The 21,872-nt window shown below is 70.2% G+C and carries 17 protein-coding genes and 5 tRNA genes; 14 read left to right on the plus strand and 8 right to left on the minus strand.

What is annotated here, in order from left to right:
* Nucleotides 1-44: 44 nt before the first annotated feature.
* Entirely contained in the window at nt 45-1,118 is a 1,074-nt protein-coding gene (purM, locus tag ACFVH0_RS35085; RefSeq protein WP_385826937.1) for a phosphoribosylformylglycinamidine cyclo-ligase, read from the plus strand.
* A 175-nt stretch (nt 1,119-1,293) separates the two neighbouring features.
* Here purM and ACFVH0_RS35090 read toward each other — a convergent pair whose 3' ends face one another.
* Together ACFVH0_RS35090 and ACFVH0_RS35095 are read right to left on the minus strand one after the other, a co-directional pair.
* On the minus strand, nt 1,294-1,551 hold the full coding sequence (locus ACFVH0_RS35090; RefSeq protein WP_072488579.1) for a DUF3073 domain-containing protein: 258 nt from the start codon (nt 1,549-1,551) through the stop codon (nt 1,294-1,296).
* Nucleotides 1,552-1,863: 312 nt separating this feature from the next.
* The gene (locus tag ACFVH0_RS35095; protein WP_385826939.1) at nt 1,864-2,946 is read right to left on the minus strand and encodes a Leu/Phe/Val dehydrogenase; all 1,083 of its coding nucleotides are present in this window, start codon (nt 2,944-2,946) and stop codon (nt 1,864-1,866) included.
* Nucleotides 2,947-3,120: 174 nt separating this feature from the next.
* On the opposite strand from ACFVH0_RS35095, the gene ACFVH0_RS35100 reads away from it, so the two are divergent.
* Together ACFVH0_RS35100 and bldC are read left to right on the plus strand one after the other, a co-directional pair.
* Entirely contained in the window at nt 3,121-3,966 is an 846-nt protein-coding gene (locus ACFVH0_RS35100; protein WP_385826941.1) for a hypothetical protein, read from the plus strand.
* A 525-nt stretch (nt 3,967-4,491) separates the two neighbouring features.
* Entirely contained in the window at nt 4,492-4,698 is a 207-nt protein-coding gene (gene bldC / locus ACFVH0_RS35105) for a developmental transcriptional regulator BldC (RefSeq protein WP_003949541.1), read from the plus strand.
* 513 nt (nt 4,699-5,211) lie between these two features.
* Here the strand turns inward: bldC and ACFVH0_RS35110 are convergent.
* From ACFVH0_RS35110 to hrpA, 3 genes are all read right to left on the minus strand, one after another.
* On the minus strand, nt 5,212-5,445 hold the full coding sequence (locus tag ACFVH0_RS35110; RefSeq protein ID WP_385826943.1) for a DUF6274 family protein: 234 nt from the start codon (nt 5,443-5,445) through the stop codon (nt 5,212-5,214).
* Between the two features lie 138 nt (nt 5,446-5,583).
* A tRNA-Asp gene (locus tag ACFVH0_RS35115) sits at nt 5,584-5,658 on the minus strand.
* Nucleotides 5,659-5,785: 127 nt separating this feature from the next.
* Nucleotides 5,786-9,706, minus strand: coding sequence for an ATP-dependent RNA helicase HrpA (hrpA, locus tag ACFVH0_RS35120; protein ID WP_385826945.1), 3,921 nt, complete (start codon nt 9,704-9,706; stop codon nt 5,786-5,788).
* 155 nt (nt 9,707-9,861) lie between these two features.
* Here hrpA and ACFVH0_RS35125 point away from each other — a divergent pair, with 155 nt between their 5' ends.
* Genes ACFVH0_RS35125 through ACFVH0_RS35135 form a run of 3 tightly spaced genes read left to right on the plus strand, consistent with a single transcriptional unit; the run spans nt 9,862 to nt 11,966 of the window.
* The gene (locus ACFVH0_RS35125) at nt 9,862-10,260 is read left to right on the plus strand and encodes a hypothetical protein (RefSeq protein WP_385826947.1); all 399 of its coding nucleotides are present in this window, start codon (nt 9,862-9,864) and stop codon (nt 10,258-10,260) included.
* A gap of 57 nt (nt 10,261-10,317) precedes the next feature.
* Nucleotides 10,318-11,118 carry a DsbA family protein gene (locus tag ACFVH0_RS35130; RefSeq protein ID WP_385826949.1) on the plus strand — a complete coding sequence of 267 codons (801 nt, stop codon included), beginning with the start codon at nt 10,318-10,320 and terminating at the stop codon, nt 11,116-11,118.
* Nucleotides 11,115-11,966: a cytochrome c biogenesis CcdA family protein gene (locus ACFVH0_RS35135; RefSeq protein ID WP_385826951.1), complete on the plus strand. Its 852-nt coding sequence runs from the start codon at nt 11,115-11,117 to the stop codon at nt 11,964-11,966. The genes ACFVH0_RS35130 and ACFVH0_RS35135 overlap by 4 nt, the downstream gene beginning before the upstream one ends.
* Before the next feature lie 38 nt (nt 11,967-12,004).
* Here ACFVH0_RS35135 and ACFVH0_RS35140 read toward each other — a convergent pair.
* The 3 genes from ACFVH0_RS35140 to ACFVH0_RS35150 all read right to left on the minus strand — a co-directional run bounded on the left by ACFVH0_RS35140 (nt 12,005) and on the right by ACFVH0_RS35150 (nt 12,290).
* Nucleotides 12,005-12,081 (minus strand) — tRNA-Phe (locus tag ACFVH0_RS35140).
* Between the two features lie 22 nt (nt 12,082-12,103).
* Nucleotides 12,104-12,178 (minus strand) — tRNA-Asp (locus ACFVH0_RS35145).
* A gap of 39 nt (nt 12,179-12,217) precedes the next feature.
* Nucleotides 12,218-12,290 (minus strand) — tRNA-Glu (locus tag ACFVH0_RS35150).
* Nucleotides 12,291-12,472: 182 nt separating this feature from the next.
* Between ACFVH0_RS35150 and ACFVH0_RS35155 the strand changes: the two genes are divergently transcribed.
* From ACFVH0_RS35155 to ACFVH0_RS35190, 8 genes are all read left to right on the plus strand, one after another.
* A complete protein-coding gene (locus tag ACFVH0_RS35155) occupies nt 12,473-12,823 on the plus strand; it encodes a metallopeptidase family protein (RefSeq protein ID WP_385826952.1) in 351 nt (116 codons plus the stop codon).
* 243 nt (nt 12,824-13,066) lie between these two features.
* Nucleotides 13,067-13,654 carry a hypothetical protein gene (locus ACFVH0_RS35160; protein WP_385826954.1) on the plus strand — a complete coding sequence of 196 codons (588 nt, stop codon included), beginning with the start codon at nt 13,067-13,069 and terminating at the stop codon, nt 13,652-13,654.
* Nucleotides 13,655-13,894: 240 nt separating this feature from the next.
* Nucleotides 13,895-16,072, plus strand: a complete 2,178-nt coding sequence (locus ACFVH0_RS35165) for a DEAD/DEAH box helicase (RefSeq protein ID WP_385826956.1) — start codon at nt 13,895-13,897, stop codon at nt 16,070-16,072.
* Between the two features lie 247 nt (nt 16,073-16,319).
* Complete coding sequence (locus ACFVH0_RS35170; RefSeq protein ID WP_385826958.1) at nt 16,320-18,458, plus strand: FG-GAP-like repeat-containing protein; 2,139 nt, start codon at nt 16,320-16,322, stop codon at nt 18,456-18,458.
* Nucleotides 18,431-19,237 (plus strand): hypothetical protein, encoded by an 807-nt coding sequence (locus tag ACFVH0_RS35175; protein ID WP_385826960.1) that lies wholly within the window; start codon nt 18,431-18,433, stop codon nt 19,235-19,237. The genes ACFVH0_RS35170 and ACFVH0_RS35175 overlap by 28 nt, the downstream gene beginning before the upstream one ends.
* A 170-nt stretch (nt 19,238-19,407) precedes the next feature.
* On the plus strand, nt 19,408-20,025 hold the full coding sequence (locus ACFVH0_RS35180) for an FG-GAP repeat domain-containing protein (RefSeq protein ID WP_385826966.1): 618 nt from the start codon (nt 19,408-19,410) through the stop codon (nt 20,023-20,025).
* 111 nt (nt 20,026-20,136) lie between these two features.
* Nucleotides 20,137-21,657 carry an amino acid permease gene (locus ACFVH0_RS35185; protein ID WP_385826962.1) on the plus strand — a complete coding sequence of 507 codons (1,521 nt, stop codon included), beginning with the start codon at nt 20,137-20,139 and terminating at the stop codon, nt 21,655-21,657.
* 91 nt (nt 21,658-21,748) lie between these two features.
* Nucleotides 21,749-21,821, plus strand: a tRNA-Lys gene (locus ACFVH0_RS35190).
* Nucleotides 21,822-21,872 lie beyond the last annotated feature (51 nt).

Raw genomic sequence — 21,872 nt, forward strand, 5'->3', positions numbered from 1 at the left:
CTTTGGCCACCAGCCCCGTATTTCCACACGAAAGATCCCAGGCAATGTCTGAGACAACAGGTGCTTCCTACGCGGCAGCGGGCGTCGACATCGAGGCCGGCGACCGTGCCGTCGAGCTGATGAAGGAGTGGGTGAAGAAGACGCAGCGCCCCGAGGTCGCGGGCCTCGGCGGCCTCGGCGGCTTCGCCGGACTCTTCGACGCCTCCGCCCTCAAGCGCTACGAGCGTCCGCTGCTCGCCTCCGCCACCGACGGCGTCGGCACCAAGGTCGACCTCGCCCGCAAGATGGGCGTGTACGACACCATCGGCCACGACCTCGTCGGCATGGTCGTCGACGACCTGGTCGTCTGCGGCGCCGAGCCGCTCTTCATGACCGACTACATCTGCGTCGGCAAGGTGCACCCCGAGCGTGTCGCGGCCATCGTGAAGGGCATCGCCGAGGGCTGTGTCCTCGCCGGCTGCGCCCTCGTCGGCGGCGAGACGGCCGAACACCCCGGCCTGCTCGGCGCGGACGACTTCGACGTCGCCGGCGCCGGCACGGGCGTGGTCGAGGCCGACCTGCTGCTGGGCCCGGACCGTATCCGTAAGGGGGACGCCGTGATCGCCATGGCGTCGTCCGGTCTTCACTCCAACGGGTACTCGCTCGTCCGGCACGTGTTCTTCGACCGGGCCGGCTGGTCGCTGGACCGCCAGGTCGAGGAGTTCGGCCGCACGCTCGGCGAGGAGCTCCTGGAGCCCACCAAGATCTACTCGCTGGACTGCCTGGCCCTCACCCGCACCACCGAGGTGCACGGCTTCAGCCACGTCACCGGCGGCGGCCTGGCCAACAACCTGGCCCGGGTCATCCCGGACGGGCTGCACGCCAGGGTCGACCGCTCCACCTGGACCCCCGGGGCCGTCTTCGACCTGGTCGGCAAGGCCGGACAGGTCGAGCAGCTGGAGCTGGAGAAGACGCTGAACATGGGCGTCGGCATGATCGCGATCGTCCCGGCCGAGTCCGTGGACGTGGCACTGACGACGCTGGCCGACCGCGGGATCGACTCCTGGGTCGCGGGCGAGATCACCGAGCGCGGGGCACACACCTCGGGCGCGGAGCTCGTCGGCGGGTACGCGCGATAGGAACGAGGCGGGCACACCGGGACGCCCCGATGGCCGCTACCTGCCCGACCGCCGGAATTCCAGCACTTCCGGCGGTCGGGGAGAACCTTCGGGAAACCGGATTCCGCACCGGGCCGGGACAGCACAGAACCCGGTCCGGGACAGGCCCGGACCGGGTTGATGTGTCAGCGCGAGGTCAAGCGCCGCGGCGCTGTGACGACGGACCGGACTTGTCGTCCTCGTCCTCGTCCTCGTCGTCGTTGTACAGATCCGCGTACTGTGCGTACGGGTCATCTTCCTCGTCGTCGTCCTCGAACGGCTCTGCGTTCGGTGGTTGACTCGAAGGCGATGCGCCCAGCTCATTGGCCAGACGCGACAGGTCAGTCCCGCCGCTGCTGTACTTCAGCTGGCGGGCGACCTTTGTCTGCTTGGCCTTTGCCCGGCCGCGCCCCATGGCTCGACCCCCTCGGTGACGGGGCTCGACGGCCCCAGAGTCTTGACACGCGTTCATGTTTCAGGACGGACTCTCGGCTGAGAGACCGTGCCCGTAGGGCTTTAACGGTACCTGCTTCCGCGGCCATACGGTACGCCGCCCGCATCACGTGCCCCGGAAGAAGACCGGCGAGAAGCCCCGTCCTCGCTGGTCAACTGCGATTTTAACCTCTTCTTGGCATGCGACCCGCCGACCGGCGTGAGTCTTGTCTCGCCGGTCGACGGGTCGGGGACCACGGTGCGGTACGGACGCGCGGTGACGCGTCCGCCACCGTCAGCGGCGGCGCGCTTCGGCCATCCGCTGCTCGGCGATCCGGTCGGCCGCGGCGGCCGGCGGAATGCCGTCATCCTTCGCACGTGCGAATATGGCCAGCGTGGTGTCGAAGATCTTCGACGCCTTGGCCCTGCACCGGTCGAAGTCGAAGCCGTGCAGCTCGTCGGCGACCTGGATGACCCCGCCCGCGTTCACCACATAGTCGGGTGCGTACAGGATCGAGCGGTCCGCGAGGTCCTTCTCGACTCCGGGGTGCGCGAGCTGGTTGTTGGCCGCGCCGCACACCACCTTGGCCGTGAGCACCGCGACGCTCTCGTCGTTCAGCGCACCGCCGAGCGCGCACGGGGCGTAGATGTCGAGCCCCTCGGTACGGATCAGCGCCTCGGTGTCCGCGGCGACGGCGACCCCGGGGTGCTTGTCGGTGATCCGCCGTACGGATTCCTCCCGCACATCCGTGATCACGACCTCGGCACCGTCCGAGAGCAGATGCTCGACGAGATAGTGGCCGACCTTGCCGACCCCGGCGACCCCCACTTTTCGGCCACGCAGCGTCGGGTCGCCCCAGACGTGCTGCGCCGAGGCCCGCATGCCCTGGAAGACGCCGAACGCGGTGAGGACCGAGGAGTCGCCGGCGCCGCCGTTCTCGGGGGAGCGGCCGGTGGTCCAGCGGCATTCGCGGGCGACGACGTCCATGTCGGCGACATACGTGCCGACGTCGCAGGCCGTCACGTAGCGCCCGCCGAGCGAGGCCACGAACCGGCCGTAGGCCAGCAGCAGTTCCTCCGACTTGATCTGCTCGGGGTCGCCGATGATGACGGCCTTGCCGCCGCCGTGGTCGAGACCGGCCATGGCGTTCTTGTACGACATGCCGCGCGCGAGGTTCAGCGCGTCCGCGACGGCCTCCTCCTCGGAGGCGTACGGATAGAAGCGGGTGCCGCCGAGGGCCGGGCCCAGGGCGGTGGAGTGGATGGCGATGACGGCCTTGAGGCCGCTGGCACGGTCCTGGCAGAGCACGACTTGTTCGTGGCCCCCCTGCTCCGAGTGGAACAGGGTGTGCAGGACGCCGTCGGTCAGATCGGTCACTGTGGTGACTCCCAAGTACGAAGCGGCGAAGACCCTCCTGAAGGTGGGGAGGGCCGCGGACCGGCCGCGCGGCCGGTCCGACTGGGCAAGAGCGTAAGTCCTACCTGGACGTAGATCTGTTCCACTGCCCTGGATCACCCCCCTGCGGAGTACGGGCGTGACACGATCTGCTGCATGTCGGTGGTGTCTTCGGTGCTCGTCCCTTACGCGTCCTACCTCCGGGTGTACGAGCCGCTGGCCGCCTTCCCGGAGCCCGAGCGCGCCCACTGGGCCCGGTACGCCGGGCGGGCCCGGATCCCCACGGCCCAGGACGAACTGAGACGCTCGCTCGCCGACTTGGCGGCCACACCGCCGGTCGCGGTGCCGGTGCACGAGAGCGCGGACGCGTTCGTCGCCGAGGTCGACGGGGTGGTGTGCGTCTGCCCGTGGCGGACCAGGCTGCGCGGCTGGCTGGCGCTGGAGGAACTGGCGGAGATGTTCCCCGGGCCGGTGCTCGACGCGGTGCTGCCGCCGGTGGTGCGCGGGCAGGCGGTCGCGGACCACGAGCGGTGGACCGAGCGGAATCCGGACGCCAGGCCGTGGATCCGTACCTCGGTGTGGCAGGTGCCGGTGCGGTGGTTCGTGCTCTTCTCCGACGAGGAGCGGGAGTACGAGGGGGCGGGCGAGGACGGTGCGGCGCCCGTGCTGCGGTACCGGACGCCGATGGTGCAGGCCCGCCGCCGGCTGGCCCGGGCGCTGAAGACGCTGCGGGACTCGGTGGACGAGGGCCCGCTGACCGAGGGGCTGGTGGACGTGGGGCGCTGGCTGGAGGAGTTCCATCCGCGGGCGCTGGTCGAGCTGGACTACGCGGGTCTGGTGCACGCGCTGCCGGCGAAGGAGCTCGCCGGGGACCGGTCGGCCGCCGATGTGGCCGAGGGCATCGCGGCGCTGCAGGCCGGTGACACCGAAGGGGCGAGCGAGGCGTACGGCCGGCTGGCGGAGCGGTGGCGGGCCGTGAGAGATCGTCAGTTCGCGAACTGACCGGGCGATATCTGCGTCTGTCCCTCTGTGCCCTCTGTGGCGCGTGAGAACGAAGAGCCGGAAGGGTACTACTGAGGTCTTAGGACCTACGTCCCGAACCGGGCCTTTGCCTCAAGCGTGATGGATAGCACTAACTGGGCTCTTGCGCCCTTCCCTACTCCTCATGCCAAAATAGGACAAGGAGCCCGGGGAGGGTTCTGTCCGTCCAACTAAGGGCGGAATGCTCAGCATTGCACTCTATGGGGGGTCTGATGGCTCCTGATCGCTCTGTGACTGATCGTCACGGCGGAGTGACTGTCCGCTATGGCATGGTCCATCGGCTTCCGTCGCTGATGAACACCTGGGAGGGCAATTCCATCGGTTTGGCCGACGTGGCTGGACGGATGGTGTAGTTGTAGTGCCGAGGACAAGCCGTTCGTCCTATAACCGACTCGGCCCGCGTCCGCCATTTCGGGCAACGCGGGTCAAGGTGCAGAATTTAGAGGAAAGAACCGAGATGGTTCGGTTCTCCCGAGGAGGCCGCTCATGACCGCTCGCACCCCTGATGCCGAGCCGCTGCTGACCCCGGCTGAGGTTGCCACGATGTTCCGCGTGGACCCGAAGACGGTTACCCGCTGGGCCAAGGCAGGCAAGCTCACGTCCATCCGCACGCTCGGTGGACATCGCCGGTACCGCGAGGCAGAGGTCCGCGCACTGCTTGCGGGTATTCCGCAGCAGCGCAGCGAGGCCTGACACACCCCTGTCGCCGCGCAACAACCGGGCTTCCGGGTCCCCCAACCCGTACAGGCCCACCCATAGCTCCAAATGACGGGCGCCCGCCCCAACGGGCGCCATACCTGTGCAATACGGGTGCGTCGTTCGATCGCGCTGGACTCCGCCGGGTCCAGCGCGATCTTTTTTGTGCCCGTACGGCCCGGCGGCGGGCCCGGAGGTGCCTTTCGGGGGCGCCTCCGGGGGGTGTCGGAAACCGCGCGTCCGGTCGGGTCCGGCCGGGGTGGCGTGCGGGCTTGAGCGGGTCTGTGCGGGACTGTTCCGGACCGCCGGGGCAGGCCGGGGAGGCGTGGTTCACATGGTCCCGCGGAACTCCCGTCCGAGTGGTGCAATTGCACATATTAAATTCGCCAGTTGTAGGAAGGGTGTAAGGTCACCCCTTCTCAAAACTCTTTCGGTGACTCCCGTCACACTGCGCGAGTCTTGCCAAGTACGAGCCTGCCACCGTCGGGAAGCGGAAAGTCCCGCCATTGGTCACTCGCCCGGGGGACTTTCGTCCTCGGCCTCGGAGGTGCCCTCCTGGCGCTCCGTACGCGGGGCCGGCGGTTCTGGGGCGGAAACGGTCCGGCGGGCCGTCACGGGCTCCATGGCGAGCCGCAGGAGCCGGTGGCAGACCGCACAGTGGCGGGTGAGATGGCGGCGGCCGGAAGCGGCGGCCAGATGGGCGCGCAGCAGCGCGCGGGTCTCGTGCGTGGCGGACGTCGTCATACACGCCACCTCCCGGTGGACCGCCGCCCCGCACCGGGAAATCAGGGGCGGCCTCTGCTGTCTGACTACTCGTCGGCGGCCGTCGGAGTCAAGACGCGCGAAAGCCCGGATCCAGAAGGATCCGGGCTTTCGTTACTGCGGTCCTGACGGGATTTGAACCCGCGGCCTCCACCTTGACAGGGTGGCGAGCACTCCAAACTGCTCCACAGGACCAGGTTTTCGCTGCCTTCCTTGCGGCTGGCTGCGAAACCAGACTGTACAGCAGGTCAGAGGGTGCGGTCGAACTCACCGTGGGTGGCGACTCCGTCACGGTTCCGGAAGCCGCCCGTCCGGGGCCGCCTCACGGCGCCGCCGCGTCGATCGCCTTCACGATCCGCTTGTCGGAGACGGGGTAGGCCGTCCCCAGCGCGTGGGCGAAATAGCTGACCCGGAGCTCCTCGATCATCCAGCGGATGTCCAGGACCTCCTGCGGTACGGGCCTGCCCCGCGGCATCTGTTCGAGCAGCCAGGCGTACTCGTCCTGCATCTCGTGGACCTTCTCCATGCGCGTGGTGTCGCGCTGGACGGCCGTCGGCATCTGCTGGAGGCGGCGGTCCACGGCGACCAGATAGCGCATCAGGTCGGGCAGCCTGCGCAGCCCGGTCCTCGTGACGAAGTCCGGCGGCATCAGGGCCGCGAGCTGGTCCCGTGCGTCGGTGACGTTGTTGACCAGGACCAGGCTGTTGGTGGCCTTCAGCCGCCGCTCGCAGGCCTGCCAGGCGGCCAGCACCTGCTGGACCTGCTTGACCGTGTGCTCGGTCAGCGCGACGAGGTCGGCGCGCACCTTGTCGTACAGCTTCCGGAACGACTCCTCGTCCCAGGCCGGGCCGCCGTGCGCGACGATCAGCCGGTCTGCGGCCGCCGTCGCGCAGTCCTCGAAGAGGGCCTGGATGGAGCCGTGCGGATTGCGGGACAGGGCCAGCTTCTGCTGGTTCGTCAGCTTGTCGGAGGCGAACTTCGCCGGGTTGACCGGCACGTTCAGCATGATCAGCTTCCGGGTGCCGAGCCACATCGCCCGCTGCTGCTCGGCCTCGGTGTCGAAGAGCCGTACGGCGACGGTCCCGCCCTGGTCCACCAGCGCCGGGTACGCCTTGACCGGCTGGCCGGACCGCCGGGTCTCGAAGACGCGGTTCAGCGTGCCGATCGTCCAGTCCGTGAGGCCCGAACGCTCGATGGACTCGCCCGAGGGGCCCGCGGTGGCCGCCGCAGCCTTGGAGAGGGCCTGACGGGCCTTCGGACGCAGCTGGAGCTTCAGCGCCTCCAGGTCCTTGTCCTCGGCCACCTTGCGGCGCCGCTCGTCGACGATCCGGAACGTGATCTTCAGGTGGTCCGGGACGCGGCTCAGGTCGAAGTCGTCGGCCGTGACCGGGACGCCGACCATCCGCTGGAGCTCCCGGGCCAGCGTGAGGGGCAGCGGCTCCTGGAGGGGGACCGCCCGGTCCAGGAACTTGTCCGCGTAGTTCGGCGCGGGGACGTAGTGCCGGCGGATCGGCTTGGGCAGCGAGCGGATCAGCTCGGTGACGACTTCCTCCCGAAGGCCGGGGATCTGCCAGTCGAAGCCCTCGGCGGTGACCTGGTTGAGCACCTGGAGCGGGACGTGGACGGTCACACCGTCGGCGTCCGCACCGGGCTCGAACTGGTACGTGACCTTGAACTTGAGCTTCCCCTGGCGCCAGGAGTCCGGGTAGTCGTCCTTGGTGACGGCCCCGGCCTTCTCGTTGATGAGCATCGAGCGCTCGAAGTCCAGCGCGTCCGGCTCGTCCCGGCGCTTGTGCTTCCACCAGGAGTCGAAGTGCGCCCCGGAGACCACGTGGTCGGGGATCCGCCGGTCGTAGAAGTCGAAGAGCGTCTCGTCGTCCACGAGGATGTCGCGGCGCCGGGCGCGGTGCTCAAGCTCCTCGACCTCGCCGAGGAGCTTGCGGTTGTCGTGGAAGAACTGGTGATGGGTCCGCCAGTCGCCCTCGACCAGGGCGTTGCGGATGAAGAGATCGCGGGAGGTCTCGGCGTCGATACGGCCGAAATTGATCTTGCGCTGGGCGACGATCGGCACCCCGTAGAGCGTGACCCGCTCGTACGCCATCACCGCCGCCTGGTCCTTCTCCCAGTGCGGCTCGCTGTAGGTGCGCTTCAGCAGATGCTGGGCCAGCGGCTCGATCCACTCCGGCTCGACCTTGGCGTTGACCCGCGCCCACAGCCGGGACGTCTCGACCAGCTCGGCCGACATCACGAACCGGGGCTGCTTCTTGAAGAGCGCCGATCCGGGGAAGATCGCGAACTTGGCGCTGCGGGCGCCCAGGTACTCGTTCTTCTCGGTGTCCTTCAGCCCGATGTGCGAGAGCAGCCCGGCCAGCAGCGAGGTGTGCACCGACTGCTCCGGCGCGTCCTCCTCATTGAGCTGGATGCCCATCTGCTTCGCGACCGTACGCAGCTGCGCGTAGATGTCCTGCCATTCGCGGATGCGCAGGAAGTTCAGATACTCCTGCTTGCACATCCGGCGGAAGCTGGACGAGCCACGCTCCTTCTGCTGCTCGCGGATGTACCGCCACAGATTCAGGAACGCCAGGAAGTCGGACGTCTCGTCCTTGAAGCGGGCGTGCTGCTGATCGGCCTGGGTCTGCTTCTCCGAGGGCCGCTCGCGCGGGTCCTGGATGGAGAGCGCCGCCGCGATGACCATGACCTCGCGGACACAGCCGTTGCGGTCGGCCTCGATGACCATGCGGGCCAGCCGCGGGTCGACCGGCAGTTGCGAGAGCTTGCGCCCGAGCTGCGTGAGCCGCTTCTTCGGATCCTTCTCCTCCGGATCCAGCGCACCGAGCTCCTGGAGGAGCTGGACGCCGTCGCGGATGTTGCGGTGGTCCGGCGGGTCGATGAAGGGGAACTTCTCGATGTCGCCCAGGCCGGCCGCGGTCATCTGGAGGATGACGGAGGCCAGGTTGGTACGGAGGATCTCCGGGTCGGTGAACTCCGGACGGGTCAGGAAGTCGTCCTCGGAGTACAGCCGGATGCAGATGCCGTCCGACGTACGGCCGCAGCGGCCCTTGCGCTGGTTGGCGCTGGCCTGCGAGATCCGCTCGATCGGCAGCCGCTGGACCTTGGTGCGGTGGCTGTAGCGGGAGATCCGGGCGTTGCCCGGGTCGATCACGTACTTGATGCCGGGGACGGTCAGCGAGGTCTCGGCGACATTGGTCGCGAGGACGATCCGGCGGCCGGTGTGGCGCTGGAAGACCCGGTGCTGCTCGGCGTGCGAGAGCCGGGCGTAAAGAGGGAGCACCTCGGTGTGGCGGAGGTTGCGCTTGTTCAGCGCGTCCGCGGTGTCGCGGATCTCCCGCTCGCCGGAGAGGAAGACCAGGATGTCGCCGGGCCCCTCCGTCTGGAGCTCGTCCACGGCGTCGCAGATCGCGGTGATCTGGTCGCGGTCGGAGTCGTCGCCCTCCTCCTCCAGGAGGGGGCGGTACCGCACCTCGACCGGGTACGTACGCCCGCTGACCTCGACGATCGGCGCCTCGCCGAAGTGGCGGGCGAACCGCTCGGGGTCGATCGTCGCCGAGGTGATGACGACCTTCAGGTCCGGGCGCTTGGGCAGCAGTCTGGCCAGATAGCCGAGCAGGAAGTCGATGTTCAGCGACCGCTCGTGGGCCTCGTCGATGATGATCGTGTCGTAGGCGCGCAGCTCGCGGTCGGTCTGGATCTCGGCGAGCAGGATGCCGTCCGTCATCAGCTTCACGAACGTCGCGTCGGGGTTCACCTGGTCGGTGAAACGGACCTTCCAGCCGACCGCCTCGCCCAGCGGTGTCTTCAGCTCGTCCGCGACGCGCTCGGCGACCGTACGGGCCGCGATCCGGCGCGGCTGGGTGTGCCCGATCATGCCCCGGACCCCGCGCCCCAGCTCCATGCAGATCTTCGGGATCTGCGTGGTCTTGCCGGAGCCGGTCTCCCCGGCGACGATCACGACCTGGTGGTCGCGTATCGCCTCCAGGATCTCGTCCTTCTTCTGACTGACCGGGAGCTGTTCCGGGTACGTCAGAGCAGGCATCCGCGCGGCACGCAGCGAGAGCCGCTCGGCCGCCTTCGCGGCTTCGGCGGCGATCTCGTCGAGCACGGACTGCCTGGCCTCGGGCTTACGGATGCGGCGCGCCCCTTCGAGACGGCGGCCGAGCCGGTGCGCATCGCGGAGCGAGATCTCTCCGAGCCGGTTCTGGAGATCAGCGAAGGAAGTAGACATACGGAGCCCAGGATCTCACCCGGGCCCGACGAACGGCGAACACATTTCGTGCGGTCCGGATCACCACCCGGGCACCGCGCGGAGGCGCGGGATCACAGCACGTACCATTTCGGGCAGCTGACCACCCGTTGCCCCGTCCGGAAAGGCCGGTCGCCGTGTCCCGTACGCAGTGGTGCTGCCTGATGGCGGTGCTCGCGGTCGTGCTGGGGCTGTTCTGCGGACCGGCGACGGCGGCGCCCGGCGGCGATGCCGCCCCCGCCGCGGTCGTGGCCGGGGTCACGGGTGCGGATGCCCCGGCCGACTCCGCCCCGGTGGTGGCGGCGGACACCGACGGGCACCCGACGCCGGGATGCCGCAAGACCAGGAAGCCCGACGGCGAACCCGCGCTCCCGGGCCGGGCCCGTGCCGCGTACGACCAGGCCCCCGGCCTCGCCGGATGGGGCCTGCCCGCCGCCACCGGACAGGGACCGGTCCACCCACCCGTGCGGCTGAACCTCCGGGCCCCCGCGCCCGCCGCTCCCACCCCCGTAGAACTCTCCGTGCTGAGGGTGTAGCCGGCCGCCCCACCCGGCCATCCCCTTCTCTTCCACATCACCAGCACGGAGTCCCGCATGTCCAAGTCCCCGTCCGCCCGGAAGCCCTCGTCCAGGAAGCCGGTGCTCTACGGCGCCGGAGTCGTCCTCGCCGCCGCGCTGCTCGGTTACGTCTCCTACCAGGCCACCGCCCCCGACCACTCGGGCCCCTCCTCCTCGGTCGCCGATGTCGCCGCCGACCCGGACGCCGGCGTCTATCCGGAGCTGGCGAAGCTCGCCCGCCGCGACGCCGGCGACAAGCTCGCGCAGGGCCGCGCCGACGCCCCCGTGGTCCTCATCGAGTACGCCGACTTCAAGTGCGGCTACTGCGGCAAGTTCGCCCGCGACACCGAGCCCGCCCTGGTCAAGAAGTACGTCGACAACGGCACCCTGCGCATCGAGTGGCGCAACTTCCCGATCTTCGGCGCCGAGTCCGAGGCCGCCGCCCGCGCCGCCTGGGCCGCCGGGCAGCAGAACCGCTTCTGGCAGTTCCACGCCGCCGCGTACGCCGAGGGCGCCAAGGAGAAGGGGTTCGGCAAGGACCGGCTGAAGGCGCTCGCCCGGGAGGCCGGGGTCGCGGACCTCGACCGGTTCGCCCGCGACGCGGAGAGCTCCGCCGCCTCCGCCGCCGTGAGCAAGGACCAGGAACAGGGGTACGGAATCGGCGCGACCTCCACCCCGTCGTTCCTGATCAACGGCCGCCCGATCGCGGGGGCCCAGCCCGCGGAGACCTTCACCCGGGCCATCGAGGCGGCGGCCGAGAAGGCCCGCAACACCGAGGACGCCAAGGGCGGCCAGGGCGGCAAGAACGCCGAGGGTGCCGGGGGCACCGCGAAATGACCGCTGACATCGGCTACTTCGCGGCCTTCCTCGGCGGGCTGCTCGCTCTGGTCAGCCCGTGCAGCGCCCTGCTGCTGCCGGCCTTCTTCGCCTACTCCATCGACTCCGCCTCGCGCCTGCTGGCCCGTACCGGCATCTTCTACGCCGGGCTGGCCACCACCCTGGTGCCGCTCGGCGCCGCGGGCTCGTTCGCCGGACGCCTCTTCTACCGGCACCGCGACGCGCTGGTCCTCGGCGCGGGCTGGCTGATCATCGCGCTCGGCGTGGCGCAGATCGTCGGCCTGGGCTTCGCCTCGCGCCGGATCGCCGCGCTCAGCGGCCGGATCCGCCCGACCACCGCCCTGTCGGTCTACGCACTGGGCGCCGTCTACGGTCTGGCCGGCTTCTGCGCGGGCCCGATCCTCGGCAGCGTCCTCACCGTGGCGGCGGTCAGCGGCAGCCCGGTCTACGGCGGGCTGCTGCTCGCGGTCTACGCCCTGGGCATGGCGGTCCCGCTCTTCCTGCTCGCGCTGCTCTGGGAACGCTTCGATCTGGGCCGCCGGGCCTGGCTGCGCGGCCGCGCCTTCCGGCTCGGCCGCTTCGAACTGCACACCACGACCCTGCTGTCCGGGCTCTTCTTCATCGCGCTCGGCGCGCTGTTCCTCGCGTACGACGGGACGACGGCGCTGCCCGGACTGCTGGACGTGGACGACTCGTTCGCCGTCGAGCAGTGGGCCCAGCGCATCGGCGAGCACGTCCCGGACGCCGTGGCGCTGGTGGCCGTGGTCGCGGCGGTGCTGCTGGTTCTGGCGGTACGGGCCCGGCGCGGCCGGGAGAGCGTGAACCGGGCGGACCGGGAAGAGGTCTGACACGGCGAAGGCCCCGTCCGGTGGACGGGGCCTTCGGGTGGTGGCTGGGGCCGGGATCGAACCGGCGACCTATCGCTTTTCAGGCGATCGCTCGTACCAACTGAGCTACCCAGCCACGCAGCTCACAAGGGCTGCAGCGGTCCTGACGGGATTTGAACCCGCGGCCTCCACCTTGACAGGGTGGCGAGCACTCCAAACTGCTCCACAGGACCAAGCTAATGTGCGAGACAAGTCTCGCACACGGTAAAGCGTGCCCCCAACGGGATTCGAACCCGTGCTACCGCCTTGAAAGGGCGGCGTCCTGGGCCACTAGACGATGAGGGCTAAGGGCCCACCTGCGCGCTTTCCAGCGCGTCGGGGACGTGAGAAGCATATGGGATGGCGGCGGCTATCGCCAAAACGGTTTGCCGCGAGGTTCCGGCAGGGGTGCGAGACCCGCCGTGGAGACGTCCGTACGGCCCGTCCGGGCCGGGGCGCCCAGGCCCTGGGTACGGGACAATGGCGGGGTGCTGGAGATGACGCGCGAAGAGTTCGAAGAACTGGTCGCCGAGGCCCTGGACCGGATCCCGCCGGAGCTGACTCGGCTGATGGACAACGTCGCGGTGTTCGTCGAGGACGAGCCCGACCCGGGAGACCCGGAGCTGCTCGGGCTGTACGAGGGGACGCCGCTGACCGATCGCGGCGAGTGGTACGCGGGGGTGCTGCCGGACCGGATCACCATCTACCGCGGGCCGACCCTGCGGATGTGCGAGTCCCGCGAGGAAGTGGTGGCGGAGACCGAGATCACGGTCGTCCACGAGATCGCCCACCACTTCGGCATCGACGACGCGAGGCTGCACGCGCTCGGCTACGGGTGACCGGGCTGTGGCTGACCCGGCCGGGGACGAAGAGACCTCCCGGCGGGCCCCCGCGGCCCCCTGCCGCCCGTCGAGCGTCCCGGTGGTGTGCGGCGGCGGGGCGTGCGGACTCGCCGGGGAAGGCGTGCGGGTGATGTGCGGGACGGGTGTGGGGCGTGTCCCCGGTGGGGCAACGGGAGTTGGGCACGGAGCCCCCTCTTCTCCGTAACGCCCCCCTTCTTCGTACCCCCGGAGGTGCCTCCCGTGCGCCAGTTGTCCGTCCCCGTTCGATGGGCGGCCGTCATCGCCGCGACGGTCGCCGCGTCCACCGGCTGCATGAGCATCGGCGACGACGGGGGGAAAACGGAGGCGTCGCCGTCCCCCTCTCCCGAGCACGGAGGAAGCGCCGCCCGGCCGGACGGCGGCACCGTGGCGGGTACGGGCAGGGTCCGTACCGGCGGCGGCCGGGCCGAGGCGCACTCCGAGCGGGAGGCGGCCGAGTCGCCCGGGCCGAGCGGCTCCGCCGGGTCCTCGGCCGACCCCGGTGGCGTCCGTCCGGGCGGGGAGCGGGGAGAAGGGGGCGAGGAGCCGGGCCGGGGCGGTCCGGTGCCGACGCCCTCCGCCTCGCAGCCGGGGCCAGGGGTACCGGAGCAGCCCGCTTCCCCCGAGCCGTCCGAGCCGGCTTCCCCCGAGCCGCCGGACTCGCCCGAGCCGGAGCCGGAGCCCTCCGAGGCGTCGCCGCAGCCGTCCGCCTCGCCGGCGGCGCAGCTCCGCAGCGGGGCGATGAGGGTGCCGGGGATGATGGATCCGCTGCGGACTCCCGAGGTATCGCCGCAGGTGGAGCCCGCCTAGCGAGGGGGTGAGGGAGGGTCGGTTTGCGCGATGTGGGGTGGAGTGCGTATGGTAGTAGATCGTTTGATCCCATTGCCCGGCGCCGAAACAGAAGCGCGCCGTGTGGCGCGTACTCTCCCTTGCCGTGGCTGGACCGCATTGAGGCGGTCGAAATTGCGAATCACGGAGTTACGGGCGCGTGCCGAGACTCCGGAAGGTTTCGCATTTCGCATGTCAATTTCCAGTTCTGACCACACCGTCATGCCCGAGAACATCGAGAACGACGAGCTCGTCGAGGCCGCGGAGACCGTGGTCGCCGAGTCCGCCGGTTCCATCGAGGCGGACGCCCCCCTGGCCGAGCAGGCCGACGCCGACTCTGCCGACTCCGCCGACGCGGACGCCGAGCCGACCATCACCTTCGCCGACCTGGGCCTGCCCGAGGGCATCGTCCGCAAGCTCGCGCAGAACGGTGTGACGGCGCCCTTCCCGATCCAGGCCGCGACCATCCCGGACGCCCTGGCCGGCAAGGACATCCTGGGCCGTGGCCGCACCGGCTCCGGCAAGACCCTCTCCTTCGGTCTGCCGACCCTGGCCACGCTGGCCGGCGGCCACACCGAGAAGAAGAAGCCCCGCGCGGTCATCCTCACCCCGACCCGTGAGCTCGCGATGCAGGTCGCGGACGCGCTCCAGCCGTACGGCGATGTGCTCGGCCTGAAGATGAAGGTCGTCTGCGGCGGTACGTCGATGGGCAATCAGATCTACGCGCTGGAGCGCGGTGTCGACATCCTCGTCGCCACCCCGGGCCGGCTGCGCGACATCATCAACCGGGGCGCCTGCTCCCTGGAGAACGTCCAGGTCGCCGTCCTCGACGAGGCCGACCAGATGTCCGACCTGGGCTTCCTGCCCGAGGTCACCGAGCTGCTCGACCAGGTTCCGGTCGGCGGTCAGCGCATGCTCTTCTCCGCCACGATGGAGAACGAGATCGGCACGCTGGTCAAGCGTTACCTGGACAACCCGGTGAGCCACGAGGTCGACAGCGCCCAGGGCAACGTCACGACCATGACGCACCATGTCCTCGTCGTGAAGCCGAAGGACAAGGCGCCGGTCACCTCCGCCATCGCCGCCCGCAAGGGCCGCACCATCATCTTCGTCCGCACCCAGCTGGGCGCCGACCGCATCGCCGAGCAGCTCGTCGACGCGGGCGTCAAGGCGGACGCGCTGCACGGCGGCATGACGCAGGGCGCCCGTACCCGGGTGCTCGCCGACTTCAAGGACGGCTACGTCAACGCGCTCGTCGCGACCGACGTCGCCGCCCGCGGTATCCACGTGGACGGCATCGACCTGGTGCTGAACGTGGACCCGGCCGGTGACCACAAGGACTACCTGCACCGTTCGGGCCGTACCGCCCGGGCCGGCAAGTCCGGTGTCGTCGTCTCGCTGGCGCTGCCGCACCAGCGCCGTCAGATCTTCCGCCTGATGGAGGACGCGGGCGTCGACGCCTCGCGTCACATCGTCGGTGGCGCGGGCGCCTTCGACCCGGAGGTCGCCGAGATCACCGGTGCCCGTTCGCTGACCGAGGTCCAGGCCGACTCCGCGAACAACGCCGCCAAGCAGGCCGAGCGCGAGGTCGCCGACCTGACCAAGCAGCTGGAGCGCGTCCAGCGCCGCGCCGGTGAGCTGCGCGAGGAGGCCGACCGCCTCGTCGCCCGTGCCGCCCGCGAGCGGGGCGACGACCCCGAGGCAGCGGTGGCCGAGGTGGCCGCCGAGGCGGAGGCCGCGATCGAGGCCGCCGTCTCCGTGCCGGAGCAGCCCGCCGCCCGTGAGGACCGTCGCGACGACCGCGGCAACTTCGACCGCCGGGACAACCGCGGCGGCGACCGTGGCGGCTACCGCGGTGGCAACGACCGTCGTGACGACCGCGGTGGTGACCGTGGTGGTTTCCAGCGTCGTGACGACCGTCCGTCCGGTGGCTTCCGCCGGGACAACGACCGTCCGTCGTTCAACCGCGACCGCCGTGACGACCGCGGTGGTGACCGTGGTGGCTTCCAGCGTCGTGACGACCGTCCGTCCGGTGGCTTCCGCCGGGACAACGACCGCCCGTCGTTCAACCGCGACCGCCGTGACGACCGTCCCTCGGGCGGCTTCCGCTCCAACGACCGTCGTGACGACCGCGGTGGCCGCTCCTTCGACCGCCGGGACAACGACCGTCCGTCGTTCAACCGCGACCGTCGTGACGACCGTCCGTCCGGTGGCTTCCGCTCCGGTGGCAGCGACCGTCCGTTCAACCGCGACCGTCGTGACGACCGTCCCTCGGGCGGCTTCCGCTCCGGTGGCGGCGACCGTCCGACCGGCCGCCGCGACGACCACCGGGGCACCGGCACCAACACCGGTTCCTTCGGCCGCCGCGACGACAAGCCGCGCTGGAAGCGCAACGGCTGAAAGCGCATCGGCTGATCGTGCATCGGCCGGAACGCGGTAGGACCTGCTGAGGGTCCGCCGACAGGCCGACGAAAGCGGGCCCGCTCTTCACGAGCGGGCCCGCTTTTCTTTTCACTTCCCCCACATGGGCAACCGCTGCTAGCATCCGGCGACTTGCACAGGGGCGGGCCGGGGGGCTTTGCGGAAGGTCGCAGTCGATCACCTGTGCCTTCTTGCCCTTCGGGCATTTCGGGGAGGACTGACCCTTTTGGCTCGCCTTGCTTCTCCACGCGGTCGTGGCGCCCGGCGCCGCATCGCGGCCCTGGCCGCGCTCACCGTGGTCGCGGCCGGTCTCGGTACGGTGCAGAGCGCCGGTGCCGCGGACCTGCCGACACCGATCGGGACGGACGGTGTCCGGGGCATCGACTTCGCCGGCGGAGTGCTGAACACCGTGGAAACGGCCCCGAGCGGCGCGCCGTTCGTCTACGCCCGGCAGATCGGTCCGGGCGGCGCGACCGTGGGCGACCGCACCTCCATGGGATACGCCGGCGTCTTCGCCACCGGCGCCGGGCCCCAGCTCGTTCCGTGCGACGCCGGTGACTGCGTACCGCTGCGCGCCACCGGCAATGGCCATGTGGGCCGTTTCTTCGTCGACGGCGACCGGGAACGCGCCCAGATCTGGCTGACCGCGAACACCTTGCACTCGGCCGACGAACCCGATGTGACGGGCGGCCGGTTCGTGGACACCACGGGACGCTACTTCGTCTACGAAGCGGCGTCGACCGGAAAGCAGTACGCCGACGCTGTCTCCGGATACCGCAGCGCGGACGTCCGGATGACCCGGTCCATCACCGCCGCCTCGGTCTGGGGTTCCGCGCTGTGGACGGCGAGTTCGACCGCCGGGGCCGTCACCGCGACCGACCTCGAACAGAAGAAGGTCGTCGCCACCATCGCCACCGGCGCCCCGTGCGTGATCAAGGAGCTGCGGACCGTCGGGCGCTGGATCTACTGGAACTGCGGCACGGACGGCGCCGCCGGGGTGTACGACCGTACGGCGAAGAAGAGCTTCGCCGTTCCGTCCGGACCCGCGCTCGTCGGCGACGGCTATCTCGTACGCCACGACCGGACCGCCGGGAAGCTGCTGCTCACCGACTTCCACACCGGGAAGTCCGCGGCGCCCCGGGAGATCGCGGACCTGCCCGCGGGCAACACCGCCGACCAGCGCCGGCTGACCTGGTCCGTGGACAAGTTCGGCGGCGACATCGCGTACGTCGGACCGGACAAGGCGATCCGTATCGTGCCGAGCGGGGTGCCCGCACAGCCACTGGCGAAGATCGAGTCGGATCTCGCCCCCGGGTACATGGACCTCAAGGACAGCAGCGGCGGTCAGAACTGGAACAGCACCTGGCAGCTCAACCGGCCCGCGACCTGGACCTTCGTGGTGAAGGACATCCACGGCCGCACGGTCCGTACCCTCTCCGGCGGACCGGGCGCCGAGGTCGAGGTCAACTGGGACGGCAGGACGGACGCCGGCAAGTACGCCGCCAACGAGGTCCACACCTGGACGCTGACCGCCCGGGCGACCGGGGGCGGCGGCACGTACGGCACCAGCGGGAAGATCTCGGTCTCCGGCGGCCTCCAGGGCCACCACGACCAGGGCGGCGCCGACTTCGGCGAGCTGGTCACGCTCAACTCGGTCGGAGAGCTGACCCTGCACTACACCGAGGGCAAGGGGAAGTTCGACTGGAAGCGCTCCGGCGCCGGCTGGCCCAAGGGCACGCTGGCGGTCCCGTTCGGGGACATGGGCAGCGACCGCTGCGCCGAGATGCTCGTACGGATGCCGGGCGGCGAGCTGCGACGGTACGCCGGGAAGTGCGGCTCCCCGTACACGCCGGGCAGCAGCCACACCTCCCTGGGCACGGGGTGGAACGCGTACAACGTGCTGACCGTGCCCGGCGATCTGACCGGCGACGGCCGGCCCGACCTGCTCGCGCGCAAGACGTCGACCGGCGATGTCCACCTCTTCGCCGACGACGGCCACGGCAAGCTGAAGGCCGGGGTGAAGATCCGCTCGTCCTGGACCGGGTACACGAAGGTCGTCGGCGCCGGTGACCTCAACGGCGACGGGTACGGCGATGTGCTCGCCCATCACAAGGACGGCACGCTCTACCGCTACGACGGCACCGCGAGCGGAAAGCTGAAGGAGCGGGTGAAGGTCTTCGCCGCGTGGGGGACCTCGTACAACACGATCGTCGGGGTCGGCGACATCACCGGCGACGGGAAGGCGGACCTGGTCGAGCGGGACCGCTCGGGCAACCTCTTCCGCAACAACGGCAACGGCAAGGGATCGTTCGGCTCGCGCACGAAGATCGCCACCGGATGGCAGGGCTACAAGGGGGTCTTCTGACGACCGAAGGACGTTCGGCGCGGGGCCGGTTCGCGGTGCCGGGTGCGGGCAGGGCGCTCACCACCCTGGCCGCGGCCGGAGCCGTGCTCGCCGGACTGCTGGGCTCCGCGCCCGAGGCTCGGGCGGCCACGACGGTCCCCTCGTGGCTCATCCCGCTCCAGTACACCGATGACGCGGACGGCTCCCACCGGGCCTGTACGGGCATCACGCTGTCCAGGACCCGGACCCTGGCCACGCCCGACTGCTTCACCGGCCGCAGCCACGCCGACATGGAGTGGGAGTACGACCTGTCGAGCGGTCAGCTGTCGAGCGGCAGCAGCGATCCGCGCTACCGCAGCCACCCGACGTACGACGCGAACACCCGCCGGGGGGCCGTCTCGGTGGCGATCCGGGCGACGCCGGCCTCGCACGGCAAGCCGGTGCTCGCTTCGTCGGCCGACACGGCGCTGTACGCGGAGGGCGCCGGGGCGACGTTCTACTCGTGGGCGGGGCTGGACCTGACGGACGCCCCACGGGTCCGGCACAGCGAGCAGGTGGCTCTCAAGTCGGCGGCGTCCTGCGCCGCGCTGCTCGGCCGTACACTGCCGTCCGGCACGCTCTGCACCGTACCGGCCCCGGGCGCGCCGCCCGTCGCGGACGAGGACCGGTGCTTCGGCGACGCGGGCGGGCGCTCGTCGGCGGCGGGAAGCTCATCGCCGTCTCGGCCACCCGGGCCACCGGCTGTGTGGCGGGCGGAGTGCGGCTCTACACCCGGATCTCCTCCTACCGGTCCACGGTGATCGACTGGACCCGCGACGTCGACCTCGACGAGCGGATCAGCGGCTCGGTCCTGGCGCGGGAGCCCGGCGACCTCATCGACCTCTGCACGACGGACCAGCAGGGCAGGCTCAGCGACTGCTACGTCGACAGCATCGGCTCGATGATCGACTGGCGCGACCGGTTCGACTTCATGACCGAGCTGGGCGACCTGGGCGGCGACGGCAGGGGCGACCTGCTCGCCCGTACGCCGGGCGGCACGCTCTACCGCATTCCCGGCGCCCTGAGCCACAGCGATCTCAGCAAGGCCGGGAAGGTGAAACTGGGCACCGGCTGGTCCAAGTACAACCGGATCGTGGCCACCCGCGACCTCAGCGGGGACGGCCTGCCCGACATCCTCGCCCGGGACGCCTCGGGCGCGATCTGGCTCTACCGCGGCAAGAGCGACGGCTCCCTGGCGGGCCGTGCGAAGGTCACCACCTGGAAGAGCTGCACCGCCATCGCCGGACGCGGCGACCTGTCGGGCGACGGGCGTGCGGACGTCGTGGCGAGGGACGGCGCCGGGGTGCTCTGGCTCTACCGGGGCAACGGCAAGGGCGGCTTCGCACCACGTACGAAGATCGGCTCGGGCTGGGGCAGGTACAACGTGATCGTCGGCAGCGGGGACATGGACCACAACGGGCGGCAGGACATCCTCGCGCGGACACCGGCGGGTGCGGTGTACCTCTACAACGCGAACCACACCGGGGGCTTCTCGGCGCCGAGGAAGCTGGCCGACACGCGCTGGAAGAAGTACACGAGGATCACCTGAGCGACGCCGGGGTACGAGGGGGCCACGCGCTCCTTCGTGCCCCGGCACGTTTTCCCAGTCGTGACCCCGGCGGCCGCATGTGTGCCCCGGCACACGGGAATTGCTGGGTGCATGACAGCCGACACAGGCGAGGACCGACCACCACCGGGCGTCTCCGACGAGGAGCGCCTCGCGCAGCTCGGGTACACACAGACGCTGGCCCGGCGCATGTCGGCATTCTCCAACTACGCCGTCTCGTTCACGATCATCTCGGTGCTCTCCGGCTGCCTCACGCTCTACCTCTTCGGCATGAACACCGGCGGCCCCGCCGTCATCACCTGGGGCTGGGTCGGCGTCGGCCTGATGACGCTGTTCGTCGGCCTGGCGATGGCCGAGATCTGTTCCGCGTACCCGACCTCCGCCGGCCTCTACTTCTGGGCGCACCGGCTGGCCCCGCCGCGCTCGGCCGCGGCCTGGGCCTGGTTCACGGGCTGGTTCAACGTGCTGGGGCAGGTCGCCGTCACCGCCGGGATCGACTTCGGGGCGGCGTCCTTCCTGGGCGCGTACCTGAACCTCCAGTTCGGCTTCGAGGTCACCCCCACCCGTACGATCCTGCTCTTCGCCGCGATCCTGCTGCTGCACGGGCTGCTCAACACCTTCGGGGTACGGATCGTCGCGATCTTGAACAGCGTGAGCGTCTGGTGGCACGTCGTCGGTGTCGCCGTCATCGTCGGCGCCCTGACCTTCGTGCCGGACTCGCACCGGTCGGCGTCGTTCGTCTTCACCGAGTTCGTGAACAACACCGGCTGGGGCAGCGGCTTCTACGTCGTGATGATCGGGCTGCTGATGGCGCAGTACACCTTCACCGGCTACGACGCCTCCGCCCACATGACGGAGGAGACCCACGACGCGGCGACGGCCGGCCCGCGGGGCATCGTCCGGTCGATCTGGACCTCCTGGATCGCGGGCTTCGTGCTGCTCCTCGGCTTCACCTTCGCCATCCAGTCGTACGACGGAGCGCTGAACTCACCGACCGGCGCCCCGCCCGCCCAGATCCTCCTGGACGCCCTCGGCGCCACCACCGGCAAACTCCTGCTGCTGATCGTGATCGGCGCCCAGCTCTTCTGCGGCATGGCGTCCGTGACCGCCAACAGCCGCATGATCTACGCCTTCTCGCGGGACGGGGCCCTGCCCTTCTCCCGCGTCTGGCACACGGTCAGCCCCCGCACCCGCACCCCCGTCGCCGCGGTCTGGCTCGCCGCGGCCGGCGCCCTGGCGCTGGGACTCCCGTACCTGATCAACGTCACGGCATACGCGGCGGTGACCTCGATCGCGGTGATCGGCCTCTACATCGCCTACGTCATCCCCACGCTGCTCCGCCTGCTCCGGGCCGACGACTTCACCCCGGGCCCCTGGCACCTGGGCCGCTGGTCCCGCCCGATCGGCATCGTGGCGGTGGCCTGGGTCGTGATCATCACGGTGCTCTTCATGCTGCCGCAGATCTCACCGGTCACCTGGGAGACGTTCAACTACGCACCGATCGCGGTCCTGGTGGTACTGGGCTTCGCGGCGACCTGGTGGCTGGCATCGGCGAGGCACTGGTTCCTCAAACCGGATCACAAGCACACGATCACCCCGGACGAACCCCTCTGACCCCCCGGGATCCCACCACGACGGGGCCCGGTAACCGATACCCGATCGGCGCCCGGGCCCCGGCGGGCTATGCTCAGGGGTGATTCGCCGGGGGCCGTTAGCTCAATTGGCAGAGCAGCGGACTTTTAATCCGTTGGTTGTGGGTTCGAGTCCCACACGGCCTACGCCTCAGCCCCAGGTCAGAGCACATCTGAACTGGGGCTGATCTCGTTTCG

It is taken from the genome of Streptomyces sp. NPDC127117 (assembly GCF_042677325.1).
GTDB lineage: Bacteria > Actinomycetota > Actinomycetes > Streptomycetales > Streptomycetaceae > Streptomyces.

Excerpts from the sequence above, each read along its gene's own strand:
- ACFVH0_RS35135 (WP_385826951.1), top strand. The coding sequence starts at position 11,115 with ATGACCGCTGACATCGGCTACTTCGCGGCCTTCCTCGGCGGGCTGCTC.
- ACFVH0_RS35185 (WP_385826962.1), top strand. The coding sequence starts at position 20,137 with ATGACAGCCGACACAGGCGAGGACCGACCACCACCGGGCGTCTCCGAC.
- hrpA (WP_385826945.1), bottom strand. The coding sequence starts at position 9,706 with ATGTCTACTTCCTTCGCTGATCTCCAGAACCGGCTCGGAGAGATCTCG.
- bldC (WP_003949541.1), top strand. The coding sequence starts at position 4,492 with ATGACCGCTCGCACCCCTGATGCCGAGCCGCTGCTGACCCCGGCTGAG.
- ACFVH0_RS35165 (WP_385826956.1), top strand. The coding sequence starts at position 13,895 with ATGCCCGAGAACATCGAGAACGACGAGCTCGTCGAGGCCGCGGAGACC.
- ACFVH0_RS35110 (WP_385826943.1), bottom strand. The coding sequence starts at position 5,445 with ATGACGACGTCCGCCACGCACGAGACCCGCGCGCTGCTGCGCGCCCAT.
- ACFVH0_RS35090 (WP_072488579.1), bottom strand. The coding sequence starts at position 1,551 with ATGGGGCGCGGCCGGGCAAAGGCCAAGCAGACAAAGGTCGCCCGCCAG.
- ACFVH0_RS35130 (WP_385826949.1), top strand. The coding sequence starts at position 10,318 with ATGTCCAAGTCCCCGTCCGCCCGGAAGCCCTCGTCCAGGAAGCCGGTG.
- ACFVH0_RS35175 (WP_385826960.1), top strand. The coding sequence starts at position 18,431 with ATGGCAGGGCTACAAGGGGGTCTTCTGACGACCGAAGGACGTTCGGCG.
- purM (WP_385826937.1), top strand. The coding sequence starts at position 45 with ATGTCTGAGACAACAGGTGCTTCCTACGCGGCAGCGGGCGTCGACATC.
- ACFVH0_RS35180 (WP_385826966.1), top strand. The coding sequence starts at position 19,408 with ATGACCGAGCTGGGCGACCTGGGCGGCGACGGCAGGGGCGACCTGCTC.
- ACFVH0_RS35100 (WP_385826941.1), top strand. The coding sequence starts at position 3,121 with ATGTCGGTGGTGTCTTCGGTGCTCGTCCCTTACGCGTCCTACCTCCGG.